Origin of the sequence: Agrobacterium pusense (assembly GCF_013285525.1) — a bacterium.
GTDB lineage: Bacteria > Pseudomonadota > Alphaproteobacteria > Rhizobiales > Rhizobiaceae > Agrobacterium > Agrobacterium pusense.
Map to the genome: position 1 here is coordinate 288002 of NZ_CP053857.1, position 14027 is coordinate 302028.

Below are 14027 nucleotides of genomic sequence, written 5' to 3' on the forward strand. Positions count from 1 at the left end.
CCTGATAACATTCCAATAGCCGGAGAGGGTTGCCGGCAAACTACCCGCCATCCTGCTCCATCGGACCGCGATCTTTTCAAACAACGGCTGCCGTGAAAAGGCCAATAAGCGGAAGCTATGGGGACAGAGCGACGTTTCATGCCGATTTTTTTAAGCGCCCGGCAGCATCATGCAGCCTTTGCTGCGGCACTTGCAAGGTTGTCATGCCGGAGTTGATCCGGCATCCAGCCAGCGCAAGTCATTGGGCTGAATGACTGTTTTTCGCCGCATAGACACGCGGCGGCCGGGATTCCGGCTCAAGGCCGGAATGACGGAGGAAGGAAACACCGTAGACGACGAGGAGCATGTAACCTGCCGTATCCAGGCCTGCGAGGGCGATACGCTCACACCCGCGGCCGCACCGGCCCGGTCGATTGCCGGATACGCATTTCCGGCTTGATGAGGTGAATGCCGTCAGGTTCATGGCTTCCCGCCAGCCTGTCCAGCAGTGCGCGGGCCGCCAGGCGCCCGACCTCGGCCTGGCCGTTGGAAACCGTGGTCAGCGCCGGGGTGGCGATGGCAGCTTCCTCCAGGTCGTCGTAGCCGGTCACGGAGATATCGACACCCGGCACCAGACCGGCGCGGGAAATACCGTTCATGAGACCGATGGCGACGAGATCGTTCCAGCACACGGCGGCGGTCGGCTTCTGCGGCAGCGACAGGAAATGCACCGCCGCCTCGAAACCGCCCTGCTTGGAGCGCGGGCCGGGAATGCGCAGGTTCGGGTCGACCTCGATGCCGGCCTTGCGCAGCGCATTGACGTAACCCTGGTAACGGTCACGGCCCGTGGAAGTCTGGTCAGTGCCGCCGACCATGGCGATGGTGCGGTGGCCGAGGCTGATCAGATGGTTGGTGGCGAGCGAAATGCCGTAGCTGTCGTCGCCGCGATAGGTCGGCATATCAACGCCATCCATGGAACGGGCCACCAGAATGGCAGGCATGCCGTTTTCTTCGGCGAGCGTCATGTCCTCGATCGGCGTGCCGATGGCCGGCGACATGATGATGCCGTCGGAGCCGAGCTGCAGCAGCGTCTCGATGAAGGTGCGCTGCTTTTCAACCGAATCATAATGGTTGGACAGGATGAAGGTCTGGCGGCTGCGGTCCAACTCGCTTTCAATGGCTTTCAGGATTTCGCCGTAGAAGGGGTTCATCACGTCATGGAACACGACACCAACAATGCCGGAGCGCGAGGTGCGCAGGCTGGCGGCGCGGCGGTTGTAAATGTAGCCCAGCGCCCGCGCCTGTTCCTTGATCTTGTCCCGCGTATCTGCGGCGACCAGCGGACTGTCGCGCAATGCAAGGGAAATGGTGGCGGTTGAAAGGCCGAGACTTTCGGCGATGGTAGACAGTTTGACCTTTTGGGCCACGGCATTCCTCCCCAAACGCGTGTCAGTGACGGATGGCTCCGTTTAAATCGCAATTAAACAATTTAAACAAAATCCGCAACCCGTTTAAGGAATAACCGCAAAACAGATGGTTCTTTTAAAAATTTCAGCAAAAATTATTGAAGATTGGCGTCTATTGCTTTCAAGAGTTTAACAATGTTGCGAACATCCTTGGCCGAAAGGCCTTCGACAGCTCTCGCGCCACAATTGGCGATGGAAACGTTGATGTGCTCGACGCTTTTCAGGCCCGCTTCGGTCAGCTTCACCAGCGTCACACGACCGTCCCCGTCGTCACCGCTGCGTTCCACGAAACCCTGGGCTTCCATGCGGCCAATGGTGCGCGTCATGGTCGGCGCCTTGACACCCAGCTTCTGCGCGATTTGCCCCGGCGTCAGGCTGCCTTCCTGCGCCAGCGCCAGGATGACGCCGTCCTGTCCGGCATAAAGCCCGCTTTCGGCGAGGCTGTGGCTGAGCGCGGTACGCATGGAGCGGGCGGCCTGGGTTATCGATTGCGCCAACTCCTCCGGGTTGAAGTTTTCATCCCTCTTTTTGGCGTCCTTGACCTTCTTGCCGCCCTTATCCTTCTTGGCGCTTTTGTCCTTGTTCCCGGATTTGTCCTTGCTCATACGCGAGTGCCTTTTACCCTGTGGCGGAACCGATATATGTTGCTGGAAATCCTTACCGAATGCTCGCGCGGACTGCCAGATGCCAAACTCATACACGCATTATCACGACGAAAACGTAACAGACCCTCATCTTCACGCAACAGGCGCGATTTCCGTGCTGCCGCTCGGCGCGCATGAACAGCATGGCCCCCACCTGCCCTTCGAGACCGATACGCTGATTGCCAAAGGCATCGTCGCCCGCCTTGCCGCCGCCTTGCCCGGTCATCTGCCCGTCTTCTTCCTGCCAGCGGAGCCGGTCGGATATTCCATCGAACACATGAATGTGCCGGGCACGAAGACGCTGCGATACGATGAGGCCATCGAGCGCTGGCTCGGCATCGCCGAGTTGGAACATAAAAGAGGTGTGCGCAAATTCGTGATGCTGAACGCCCATGGCGGCAATTCACCGCTGATGACCATCGTCGCCACCGAGGCCCGCGCCCGTTTCGGCATGCTGGCGGTCGCCACGAGCTGGACCCGTTTCGGCGTGCCGGAAGACATCGTGAAGCCGGAGGACAAGGCGGTTGATATTCACGGCGGCGACATCGAGACATCGGTCATGCTGGCACTTCACCCCGAATGCGTGGCAATGGAAAAGGTCGCGAATTTCCCCTCCCGCCAGAGCGATTTCGCCAGCCGCTTCAAACACCTGCGCGCCTATGGCCCGCACGCATTCGGCTGGCTGATGAGCGACCTCAACCCCGATGGCGTTGCCGGAAACGCCGCCGCCGCGACAGCGGAAAAGGGCGAAAGGCTGATTTCCCACGCCGTCAACGGCCTTGTCGAACTGCTTGAAGATATCCACGCTTTTGACATAACGTTATTTCATAACAAAATTTGAGTGAGATGGCCGGATTCGGCCAAAATCTCTTTGAACTGCCCGAGCGTCGCGCCTATATGGACAACGACACATCTTCCTGAGGCCATCGGGCCTCTCTCCACGCGGGGTTTTCCATGACCGAAACAGCAACAGCCAAGCCCATTCCAGTCACCGTCCTGACGGGTTATCTCGGCGCCGGCAAGACGACGCTTCTCAACCGCATTCTCTCCGAGAACCACGGCAAGAAATACGCTGTCATCGTCAATGAATTCGGCGAGATTGGCATCGACAACGATCTGATCGTCGAATCCGACGAGGAAATCTACGAAATGAACAATGGCTGCGTGTGCTGCACGGTGCGTGGCGACCTCATCCGCGTCGTGGAAGGCCTGATGCGCCGCCCCGGCCGCTTCGACGGTATCATCGTTGAGACGACGGGCCTTGCCGATCCGGTGCCCGTCGCCCAGACTTTCTTCATGGATGACGACGTGCGCGCCAAGACCGAGCTCGATGCTGTCGTTGCCCTGGTTGACGCCAAGCATCTGCCGCTGCGCCTGAAGGACAGCCGCGAGGCCGAAGACCAGATCGCCTTTGCCGATGTCGTTGTCGTCAACAAGACCGATCTCGTTTCGCCGGAGGAAGTTGCCCGCATCGAGGATATCGTGCGCGCCATCAATCCTTCCGCCCGCATCTACAAGACCACCCGTTCCGGCGTCGATCTCGCCCGGGTTCTCGATCAGGGCGCCTTCAACCTGGAACGCGCGCTGGAAAACGACCCGCATTTCCTCGAGCACGGCCATGACGACCACGTCTGCGGCCCTGATTGCGATCATCATCACGATCACGACCATCATCATCATGACCATGACCACGGGCATCATCACCACGATCATGACCATGGCCACGATCATCACCACCATGGCGCGGTATCCCCAATCCATGACGTGACGGTCCAGTCAGTCTCGCTGCGCGGCGGCGAGATGAACCCCGAGCGGTTCTTCCCGTGGATCCAGAAGGTCACCCAGACCGACGGCCCGAACATTCTGCGCCTCAAGGGCATCATCGCCTTCAAGGGCGATGCCGAGCGTTACGTGGTGCAGGGCGTGCACATGATCATCGAGGGCGATCACCAGCGTCCGTGGAAGGAAGATGAAAAGCGCGAAAGCCGCCTCGTCTTCATCGGCCGTGAGCTGGACCGCGAGAAGCTGGAAAAGAGTTTTAACGCCTGCCTCGCCACGGCTTGATCTTATCCTTCCGTTACCCCGGTCCTGAGCCGGGGTACGGCTGCGTTCGTCATCCGCCGACGCGCGTTCTTCGACACCGTACACGGCAGTTAAAATCATTGACGCTCCGGTGCTCTCGGCTCACCCCCCTCTGTCCTGCCGGACATCTCCGCCTCAAGGGGGGAGATCGTTCCGTGGCGAGGTTTCGCACCTCTCGACGGTCGAGAATGAAGTGAGAAAAGTGCGTCTTGCCGATCTCCCCCCTTGAGGGGGAGATGTCCGGCAGGACGGAGGGGGGGGAGCCCGGAGCACCGGAGTCTCAATAATTTTCAACCGCTGTGCAGGGATGATTCCCCTACCGCAAAGAATTCTATCTCCTTGATTTCGCGAATCGTCCGAACGTAAAAGCGGTTCCGCTTTTGCCGGAAATGCTCTAGAACCATGCCAGCCGGCGGGAATGACGCTCCCGCCAATGAGACACAGATACGAAAGACCGATGCCCCATGCCGACTGTTGCCCCGCTCGATATCGAAGGCCACGTGGTCTCGACCCATTTTCTCGGCGACATTCCCCTGTTTGCCACCGCCGCCGGCACCATTCACCGGCTCGATGGCGGCGAGAAGGTGACTGAGGCGCATGACGGGCTTTTGACCTGCATTCGTGACCCCTACAGCGCCACGCTGCTTTCCGGCGGCGAAGACGGGCGTGTGCTGCGCATCGGCCATGATGGCAGCCTCAGCGAAATTGCCAACGTGCCGCGCAAATGGGTGGGCGTCGTTGCCGGCGGGCCACAGAAGGCGGTTGCTTATGGTGTCGGCAAATCCAGCTTCGTGCGGCTGCCGGACGGTACGGTCAAGGAATTCAAGGAAGAGCGCACGGTGGAGGCGATCGCGTTTGCGCCCAAGGGCCTGCGCATTGCCGTTGCCCGGTATAACGGCGTGACATTGCATTGGGTCGCCACAGCAGGCGACCCGGTCGATCTCGAATGGAAGGGCGCGCATACCGGCGTCACCTTCTCGCCCGACGGCAAGTTCCTTGTCACCACCATGCAGGAAAATGCCCTGCACGGCTGGAAGATGGAAGCCACCAAGGGCGGCATGGAGGCCCGCCATATGCGCATGACGGGTTATCCCGCCAAGGTCAAATCCGTTTCCTGGTCGGCAAAGGGCAAATGGCTCGCCTCATCGGGCGCACCGGCCGCCATCGTCTGGCCCTTCTCCGGCAAGGATGGTCCAATGGGCAAGGCCCCGGAGGAACTCGGCACCCGCGCCAACATCATGGTCACCAATGTCGCCTTCCACCCCGTGGAAGATGTGCTCGCCATCGGGTTCATCGACGGCATGATCCTCGGCGTGCGCCTCGCAGATGGCAAGGAAGCCCTGCTGCGTCGTCCCGGCAAGGGTGCGATCACATCCATGGACTGGAGCGCCACCGGCAAGCTGCTCGCCTTCGCTTCAGAAGCGGGTGATTGCGGGATTATAGACATTTCGGCTTGAGGGCTGGCCGCCCGCGAGACGGCCGCTTATTCCACGGCCAATCTCGCTGCCTCATTCCTGTGCTTGTCACAGGAATGAGGCAGCCCAAGTCCCTGGGCTGAAAGTAGCCTCCCGTCGCGCAGACGCACGTCGACCGGAATCCTGTGACAGGCACAGGAACGAGGGTCGTCCGCAATGTCGCCGCCAAGCCTTTGTGCAGGATTGCTGCCCCCTGCAATACGCTACTCTCCCACCTGCCGCCGCGTGAGGAACAAGAGCAGCAAAGCCGCGCCCGCACCGACGGAGGCGAGCCGGATCGAGGCCCCGAAGCTGGCATATTGCGATACGAACCCCATTAGCGGCACCGCAAACAGCGCAGCGAGAAAAATCGAATTCATATAGAGCGCCGTCGCCCGCGCCGTGCGTCCACGGGCAAAGCCCTGCACGAAGGTCAGACAGGTGCCGGCGAAAAGGCCGTAATAGGCACCCTCCATCGCAGCCCCCACCAGCATTGCGGGCAGGGTCGTGACCGAAGCGATGATGTTGAAGGCGATTATCGCCGTTATCGCCGCGCCGCTCAGCAGCAGCCGTGCGCTGATCCGGCGCATGATGCGCGGCGCAAGAAGAATAAGCAGAACTTCCATGGCGCATTTGACGCTGAGCGACAGGCCCGGCGCATAGTCCGGCAACCCCACTTCACGCACCAGAAACACCGGCAATGCCGAAGCGCAGAGCGCATGGGCGAAAGACATGCAGAAACTGGCCGCGGCGGCGAGAAGCAGCGGCATATTGCGCCGTGTGTCGCCCTCGCCCTGCGGCCGCCGTTCCATGGGGCTTGTCTGGTTCAACGGCACGACGACGAGCGCAAGACCGCCCCAGATGACGGCCATCAGCATGGCATTCACGAATACCGCCTTCGCACCCGCAAGGTCGAAGATCAGATAGGCGGCGGCGGGGACCAGCATCCATGCCAGCGACACCATCGTCCGCAGGAAGGCATTGTAGGCGGCCGTGTCCAGCCCCTTCATCCGGCCATGATACCGGCCGTAACTGAAAATGAGCGTGCTTGCGGCGTTGGAAAGCCCCATGCCGGTCGCCGTTACGGCCACCAGCAGCGCCATATGCCCAAAGCTTGCCGCCGCGGCCGCGACAAGAGCGCCGCACACCGAAAGCAACAAAAGCGGCCTCACCCGCATCCCGGCATCAACGCGCTCACCATAAACGCGGCTTGCGACAATCGAAGCCAGCGCCGCCGTCACACTGTAAAATCCGACGGTGGCCGGCGGATGACCAAGCACCTGAATGATGTAGAAGCCGATAAATGGCACAACGGCGGCATTGGTGCTGCCGGCAATGAAGACCAGCAACGCGATCATATAGGCCTGGCGATCAAAAGCGCCCGGCAAAGTGCTTTTTTGTTGCATGGGAATCGTCTGAAGGCTGGCAAGCGGGGGTGGCACCCACCATCACATCAAAACGCTCCGCTGTTCAAGCCTGAGCTCAACACTGCATGCCGTTTCGTCGCTGGAAGAAGACGAAACCTCTTCTCGCCACTCAGGATGTCTATCGCCCACGGCTGGACCTGCTTCAGCGGAAAGCAAGCGTCGTTCGATTAAGGGCACCTGCCCGGAGATGTTCTCGCCACCGGGCAGGTTATGGATTGATACTGCTTGACTGTCGCCCGATGCGTTCCGCCGGTACGAATAACCGCCAATCAGAACTTCACGCCGAGACCGACGTTAACGACGTGGTCGCTGAGCTTTCCATCGGCAGAGAGGTTCTGGACAGTGTAGGTCTTCTTGCCGAAATCGTTGTAGCGATATTCGAGACGGCCGAATATGTTGTCGGTGAAGGCGTAATCGATACCCGCACCAATCGTCCAGCCATTCAGCGTCTCGCTCGTGTTGCCGAAAGGCGTCTTGATCTTGCTGTTTGTGGCGGTGTAACCGCCGGCGGTGTAGATCAGGGCGCGGTCGATGGCATAGCCGGCGCGCAGACGTGCCGAACCGTTCAAGCCCGAGGAAACCTTGCTGAGCTCGATCGTCTTTTTGCCCCAGGCGTAACCGAGGTCGCCCTCGACACCGAGAACGACTGACGGCGCCACTTCCGCATTATAACCGGCAAAGCCCGCGAAGCGACCGCCATCAAAACTATGCTTTTCGGTGTCACCGTCTTCCGTGGCTTTCAAACGGTTCCAGCCATAGCCACCGGAAACACCGGCGTAAAAACCATCCCAGGAAAAGGCAGGCGCAACGTCGCTGACAGCAGGCGCCGCCGGAATGTCGCTAACGGCATCAGCAGCAATGGCTGCGCCGGAAAGAACGCCAAGTGCGGCGAAGACGAGAAATGATTGTTTCAACATAAATTGCTCCTTCAAAACTGCCCTACCCGCCACGAAGCGGGCCTCGAATATACCCGCCGCCGAAATCACGGTCACAAACGACGAGTCGGGGACACGTTCTAATTGAAGCATCCAAACGTTAAAAACAAGTAACAATGACGCCAAAGCCAGAGAATAGCAAATTATATTGTATATTTCTACATTATAACTTCTTATTTCATTTGAAGTAAAATTAGAATATATAAACATAAACACACCGGATGCACGCATCTTTCTAAGGCACTTCAAGGATCGGCGAGCGCGACGACGCAGCTGGATCATCCTCCAAAAAAAGGGAGCCCGAGGGCCCCCTTCAGTCATGCGATGCGCCGTTTGTTCTTGCCGGAAATACCATGCGTCACACACACGCAACTCTGGGCTCGTTACCGGCTTATGCGCTTAGCGCATCGTCTGCGTCGAAAATCCCTGATGATCTTCGAGCTGTCCCGTCAGAGCGGGATGGCGAAAGACAATGGTTTCGCCATCCCTTTCTTCATTACTTAGTGCCGGCGCTTCTTGCCGCCGTCATTCTTGTTGTCGATGACATCGACGGACGTCTTGTTGCCATTCAGCACGCCGTTCAGGATGCCGGTCTTGTTGCCATTCAAAATCCCGTTATTGGACAGGATGCCACTGACACCGAGATCGATGCTCGGCGAAACCACGACAAGGGCGCCGCCCTTGTTGCTGTTGCCGGACAGGATGCCACCCAGAAGACCGCCCGCATTGGCCTGACCAACGGAAGCGACAGTAAGAATAGCGGCTACACAAGCGAACTTTGCAATCATTTCTCTCTCCTCTTTTGTTTGATCACGCCATCTGGCGTAACTGAACTGTATATTTAGAGGATTCTAATTCAAGCAAAGGCTAATATTACAATAAACGATTAACACTAATACTGGCGATTTTAATCAAATACTACATATCTCGCCTCCGCCCTTTCGCTCCTTTTCCAACAGTATCGGCAGGCACCTTTGGCGGAGACAGTAAAACCGGGCAGGAAACTTTATTAACCATCCAAATATAAGATATTGCTTAATTAGCGACCGGAGATGCAAATGCGGCTGGGGGGATATATCGCGCTTGTTCTCGGGCTTGCCTGCGCCTGCCGCGGGTGGGCGGGAGAAAAGGCCGATGAGCACACCATCACCTACAAATCCGGCATCTCCTATGACAGCAATTATTTCGCCGACACCAATCGCTTGAGCGCCATTTCGCTGCGCGCCGGCTTCGGGCTCACGGGCAAGATCGCGCTTGAAGGGGCGGAACTGCGTTACTCGCTTGAGCAGGAAGAGGTTCGCCTTCCCCGCTACCGTTTTGCCAATGAGCATAACACCATCGCGTCGCTGGAATTGACCAGACGCTTTTCCGAGAAGCTGGAATGGGCTCTTGAGTTGCGCGGCACCCGCAGCGATGCCGGCGATATTTTCCTGCACCTGCCGGAAGAAAATATCGGATACAGGCAACTGGATCACAAGCTTGAAGCCTCCTCCCAGCTTGGCATCCTCGCCCTTGCTGGCAAGAACAAGCTGACGGCCAGCCTTGCCAGCCTGATGAAAGGCGAGGCGCGATTCCGCCCGGCCTATTTCATCCCCACGCGTCTGGAGGCCAATGAGGCGCTCCTGTCGCTGAAGGCAGAGCATGAACGGCCACTCGCAGGCGGTGAGGCTGGCATCACGATCGCCTATGACCGCGTTCTCGTGCCGGAAGGGCAGCAGGAAAAATATAAGCGGTTTCCGGCCCAAACGCTGCGCGGCTCGCTTGCTTACGGCTACAGGTTCTCGAACCGTCTCGCGGTGCTTGCCGAAGCTGGGCTGACCTCCATTTCCGGAGACGAGATCAGCGACAAGGTGAAGCGCACCCGGCCTTATCTCCGGGCGGAAGCCGAGCTGAAGGCCACGGACCGCATCGCCTTCGGCGTGGGCTTCTCGCAGGATTACGCCCTGTTCGACCCCGACGACCCGATCGCCGAATTTCACCGTCGCTGGCAGTTCGTCGTGAAAAGCAGGCTGGCCGAGAAGGTCGGCCTGGACCTCGCGCTGCAGCAGGTCCACAAGGACTGGATCTATTACAATTACGATACCAGCGAGCGCCGGCTGGTCGCCACCCTCTCTTTCGATACCGGCAAGAACAGCAAGCTGGAGGTGGAGTTCAACCGCCTGCTGCATGACGAGCGCGATACCGACCTTGCCTATGATGGCTCGAGCGTCACCTCGCGTTTCAGCGGCACCTTCTGAACTCCGTCTCAACCTGCGCGAAGGTTCGGACGCATCGGGTCGAAATTCGGTCCCAATTTCTGCTAGAGTCACACCTTCCAGATTCGACGGCAGGACAGACCGGATAATGTACAGACGATTTTTGCTTCTCGCGGCCGGCCTCGCCTGCATCCCCGTCGCCGCCTCCGCCCATCCGCATATCTTTGCCGAAGCCCGGATGGAAATCGTCGAGGGACCGAACCGGACCATCCAGGAAGTGCGCAACATCTGGCGTTTCGACGAGATGTTCTCAGCAAGCGTTGTGATGGATTACGACAAGAACAGCGATCTGAAACTCGACAAGGACGAGCTGGCCGAAATCGGCAATACCGTGCTGGAATCGCTGGCCGAATATTCCTACTACACCTTCATCACCGCTGACGGGAAACCGGTGGAGTTCGGTAAACCCGACGCCATTCATGTGGATTACAAGGACCAGCAGATTCTGATGTTCTTTTCCGTGAAACCGCTCAAACCTCTGGCGGTGAAGGGCAGGCTCAGCTTTGGCGCGTGGGATCCGACGATGTACACGGCGATCGATTTCGCCAAGGACGGCGATATCGCCACCGAGGGCAAGGATTTGAAGGCCTGCAAGCAGCATGTGGTGCGCCCTGATCCGGACGAGGTGATCTCCCAGAACCAGAATACGCTCACCGATGCCTTTTTCAACGATCCCACCGGTACAGACATGACCAAGCTCTTTGCCACGCGGCTGGAGGTCACATGCTGAGCCGCCGGGTCGGCCTGCTTGCCATCGTCATCGGCTTCATTGCCGTGGCCGGCGTGGCCCATGCGCAATCGCCGCTCGGCATAGGCTCGGCCGAACCGTCCTTTTCCGTCGGCGGGCCTTTTGCCCCGTTGATGCAGTGGATCAACGTGCACCAGCAGATGTTCTACCGGGCGCTGACCGGCGCGCTGAAGGCGATGCGCGAGGACAGCTGGGCGCTCGGTTCGCTGATCGGCCTCTCCTTTACTTATGGCGTGTTCCATGCGGCCGGTCCCGGCCACGGCAAGGCGGTCATCTCCTCCTACATGATCGCCAATGAAACGCAGCTGAGACGTGGCATCGTCATCTCCTTCGTCTCGGCGCTCATTCAGGGCGCTGTCGCGATCGGCCTTGTCGGCGCGGCCTGGCTGGTGCTGCGCGGCACCTCAATTACCATGACGAAAGCGACACAGGCGATGGAAATCGCCAGTTTCGCCATGGTTGCCCTGTTCGGCGCATGGCTCCTGGTGCGAAAACTCTGGTCGCTGCGAATCCGGCGCGAGCCGGCCACCGTTTTCGCTGTGGCGGGTGAGGCACCGGCAGCAAGAACCACCGGCATGGGCACGGGGCTGCGGTTTCAGGGCAAACCGGTTTTTGCCGATCACGCCCATGACGGCTCGGGCGACCTCTGCACCACCTGCGGCAAATCCCATGCGCCCGATCCGATGCTGCTGAGGGCAAAGAACTTCAGTCTTCACGAGGCATGGTCAGCCATCATCGCTGTAGGGCTCAGGCCTTGCTCGGGGGCTATCATCGTCATGAGCTTCGCGCTTTTGAACGGGCTTTATCTTGGCGGTGTGCTCTCCGTCCTTGCCATGTCGCTCGGCACCGCCATCACGGTCTCGGTCCTCGCCATCATGGCCGTCTCCGCCAAGGGTCTGGCCGTGCGTTTCGCCGGCCCCGGCAGCCGCAGGGCGGCCGGCATCAGCCACGCGATCGAAATCGCCGGTGCGCTCTTCGTCTTGCTGATGGGCCTGATGCTGCTCGGCGCGTCGCTTCAGTTCTGATCGTTATGGCGGCGCTGGTAACGCGCCCGCAGCCAGAACAGCAGGAAAAAACAGAGCACCGCCACCGTGCCGAAGGCGGCCGCCAGCCAGGGCGAATAATCGCCAAGCCACAACATGATTTTAGGCATGATGAAGAATATCAGCCCGAAGCCGAGGATGATGAGCACCGCGGCAATGGCAGGCGACCAATCCTTTCTGGCAGTTGGCGTCTCGGGCTTTGGCTTTTCAGGCGTTGGCATGGGCAAGCTCCGCGCGAATATCCTCAAGCTTGCGCTTCTGCGTGCCGTCAGCTGTAAAATTGTCCGGTGAAAGCCAGGCCTCGAAGGCCCTGCCGATCAGTGGCCATTCGCCGTCGATCATGGAAAACCACGCCGTATCGCGATTTTGCCCCTTCGAGATCATATGCTGGCGGAAGACGCCTTCGAAGGTGAAGCCATAACGCTTCGCCGTCGTCTTGGAGGGCTCGTTTTCGTTGTGGCATTTCCACTCGTAACGGCGATACCCCAGATCCTCGAACACATGCTTCGCCATAAGGTAATGCGCCTCGGTGGCAAGCGGGGAACGTTTCATCTTCGCCCCATGGGCGACGGAGCCGACTTCTACCACGCCATTGGCGGGATCGGGCCGCATGTAACTCGCCATGCCGACGATTTCGCCCGTTGTGTTTTCGACGAAGACCAGCGTCACCCAGTTAAGCTTTTCGCCAGCGCCAACAAGCCAGTCGCCAAAGGCATCCGCATCGGGAAAGGCGCTTTGCGGGAAATATATGAGCAGCGCATTGGTGCCTTCGCCGCCAAGCGCAGCCCAGAGTTTCTCCAGATGTTTGTCGCGATCGAACGGTTCCGCCGTTACATAACGGCCCTTCAGCACCACCGGCTGCGGCGCCGGACATCCCTTGAATTCACTCAGATCGCGCATTCTCTTCCCCATTTGCTGGGAGAAGGATTAGGGCAAGCCGGGCGGGATGACAACAGTGGATGTGGGGGTGGGATGCGGTGATCTCAGCGGGGCGCTTATCATCCTCGGTGGGCGTGGCTCATCCCCCTCTGCCCTGCCTGGCATCTCCCCCTCAGGGGGGAGATCAGCGGGAGGCCCTACCGCCGCTTCAATCGCAAACGTCGAAAGAGGCGAGATGTAGCCGCTTGTCGATCTCCCCCCTTGAGGGGGAGATGCCAGGCAGGGCAGAGGGGGTGAGCCACACGCTCAAACCTCATGCCCAAGCCCAAACGCCAACCTACACCTTCGCCGCCACCACCGTCGCCTCGATGTGATCCACCAGCGCATCCGGCAACCCAAGGCGCCCGGCAAGAAGATCGAGATACCCCCGCTCCGCCCGCGTATCGGCCTCGATGGCAAGCCGCGAGGCGGTATAAAGCTCCACCTTCTGCTCTTCCGTGCGGGCAGCGGCCACCAGCGCGTCGATGTCGAGCGGATCGGCCAGTTCCTTTTCGAGGAAACGCTCGGCTTCGCTATCGAGGCCGGAAACCTGCACCTTGTCCATGATATTGGCGCGCTCTTTCTCATCGATATGCCCGTCGGCCTTGGCCGCCGCAATCATGGCCTGGATGAGCTTCAGCGCGAAATCATTGGAAAGCGCCGGCGACTGCGGATGGAAAGCGGAATCGGCGGGCGGAGCGAGAAGTTCCGGCTCGGGTTTCGGCGCGGCTTCCGGCGCCTGTCCTGACTTGTAATTCTTGTAGGCGAGGTAACCGAGGCCAGCGATGGCGGCGACACCGCCGATGGTGGCGACGTTGCCGGCGAGCTTGCGGCCGGTTTTGGTGCCCAGGATTGCGGCGGCGAGAGCACCGGCCTTGAGGGGATTGTTCTTGGCGATATCGGCGGCCTGCCCGGCTCTGTCACGGACGCTTCCCGAAAGGCCCGGCACCTGCGAGCCGAGGAATTGTTCAAGAAGCTTCTTGGCGTCGAACATCAAAATCTCCTGTAGAGGTCAAATCTACAGGGGGAGATAGGAAGCCGTGGGCCGAATATAAATGTCAAACCCGCTCACGCCT

The 14027-nt window shown here is 59.5% G+C and carries 14 protein-coding genes; 6 read left to right on the forward strand and 8 right to left on the reverse strand.

The annotated features are described in order from the left end of the window. Positions 1–383: 383 nt before the first annotated feature. Both HQN82_RS14980 and HQN82_RS14985 read right to left on the reverse strand, forming a co-directional pair. A complete protein-coding gene (locus HQN82_RS14980; protein WP_003505469.1) occupies positions 384–1406 on the reverse strand; it encodes a LacI family DNA-binding transcriptional regulator in 1023 nt (340 codons plus the stop codon). A gap of 134 nt (positions 1407–1540) precedes the next feature. Further along, positions 1541–2050 (reverse strand): MarR family winged helix-turn-helix transcriptional regulator, encoded by a 510-nt coding sequence (locus HQN82_RS14985; RefSeq protein ID WP_173615134.1) that lies wholly within the window; start codon positions 2048–2050, stop codon positions 1541–1543. A 79-nt stretch (positions 2051–2129) separates the two neighbouring features. Between HQN82_RS14985 and HQN82_RS14990 the strand changes: the two genes are divergently transcribed. The 3 genes from HQN82_RS14990 (at position 2130) to HQN82_RS15000 (ending at position 5628) form a co-directional block, all read left to right on the forward strand. Next, positions 2130–2930: a creatininase family protein gene (locus tag HQN82_RS14990; protein ID WP_173615135.1), complete on the forward strand. Its 801-nt coding sequence runs from the start codon at positions 2130–2132 to the stop codon at positions 2928–2930. 113 nt (positions 2931–3043) lie between these two features. Further along, positions 3044–4153: a CobW family GTP-binding protein gene (locus tag HQN82_RS14995; RefSeq protein WP_034496758.1), complete on the forward strand. Its 1110-nt coding sequence runs from the start codon at positions 3044–3046 to the stop codon at positions 4151–4153. Between the two features lie 482 nt (positions 4154–4635). Then, positions 4636–5628 (forward strand): WD40 repeat domain-containing protein, encoded by a 993-nt coding sequence (locus tag HQN82_RS15000; RefSeq protein ID WP_034496759.1) that lies wholly within the window; start codon positions 4636–4638, stop codon positions 5626–5628. Between the two features lie 221 nt (positions 5629–5849). Here HQN82_RS15000 and HQN82_RS15005 read toward each other — a convergent pair whose 3' ends face one another. From HQN82_RS15005 to HQN82_RS15015, 3 genes are all read right to left on the reverse strand, one after another. Next, complete coding sequence (locus tag HQN82_RS15005; protein ID WP_173615136.1) at positions 5850–7031, reverse strand: MFS transporter; 1182 nt, start codon at positions 7029–7031, stop codon at positions 5850–5852. A gap of 290 nt (positions 7032–7321) precedes the next feature. Then, positions 7322–7969 (reverse strand): outer membrane protein, encoded by a 648-nt coding sequence (locus HQN82_RS15010; protein ID WP_037092288.1) that lies wholly within the window; start codon positions 7967–7969, stop codon positions 7322–7324. A gap of 518 nt (positions 7970–8487) precedes the next feature. Then, the gene (locus HQN82_RS15015) at positions 8488–8775 is read right to left on the reverse strand and encodes a hypothetical protein (RefSeq protein WP_004433441.1); all 288 of its coding nucleotides are present in this window, start codon (positions 8773–8775) and stop codon (positions 8488–8490) included. Between the two features lie 270 nt (positions 8776–9045). Between HQN82_RS15015 and HQN82_RS15020 the strand changes: the two genes are divergently transcribed. The 3 genes from HQN82_RS15020 to HQN82_RS15030 all read left to right on the forward strand — a co-directional run bounded on the left by HQN82_RS15020 (position 9046) and on the right by HQN82_RS15030 (position 12015). After that, complete coding sequence (locus tag HQN82_RS15020; RefSeq protein ID WP_173615137.1) at positions 9046–10224, forward strand: hypothetical protein; 1179 nt, start codon at positions 9046–9048, stop codon at positions 10222–10224. 106 nt (positions 10225–10330) lie between these two features. Further along, on the forward strand, positions 10331–10972 hold the full coding sequence (locus HQN82_RS15025) for a DUF1007 family protein (RefSeq protein ID WP_004445173.1): 642 nt from the start codon (positions 10331–10333) through the stop codon (positions 10970–10972). Then, on the forward strand, positions 10966–12015 hold the full coding sequence (locus HQN82_RS15030) for a nickel/cobalt transporter (RefSeq protein ID WP_173615138.1): 1050 nt from the start codon (positions 10966–10968) through the stop codon (positions 12013–12015). Before HQN82_RS15025 ends, HQN82_RS15030 begins: the two co-directional genes overlap by 7 nt. On the opposite strand, the gene HQN82_RS15035 is transcribed toward HQN82_RS15030, so the two are convergent. The 3 genes from HQN82_RS15035 to HQN82_RS15045 form a co-directional block, all read right to left on the reverse strand. After that, entirely contained in the window at positions 12006–12254 is a 249-nt protein-coding gene (locus HQN82_RS15035; protein ID WP_004445178.1) for a hypothetical protein, read from the reverse strand. The genes HQN82_RS15030 and HQN82_RS15035 overlap by 10 nt on opposite strands. Further along, the gene (locus tag HQN82_RS15040) at positions 12241–12933 is read right to left on the reverse strand and encodes a GNAT family N-acetyltransferase (protein WP_173615139.1); all 693 of its coding nucleotides are present in this window, start codon (positions 12931–12933) and stop codon (positions 12241–12243) included. The genes HQN82_RS15035 and HQN82_RS15040 overlap by 14 nt, the downstream gene beginning before the upstream one ends. Positions 12934–13249: 316 nt before the next feature. After that, positions 13250–13945 carry a tellurite resistance TerB family protein gene (locus HQN82_RS15045; RefSeq protein WP_004445183.1) on the reverse strand — a complete coding sequence of 232 codons (696 nt, stop codon included), beginning with the start codon at positions 13943–13945 and terminating at the stop codon, positions 13250–13252. Between the last annotated feature and the right edge of the window lie 82 nt (positions 13946–14027).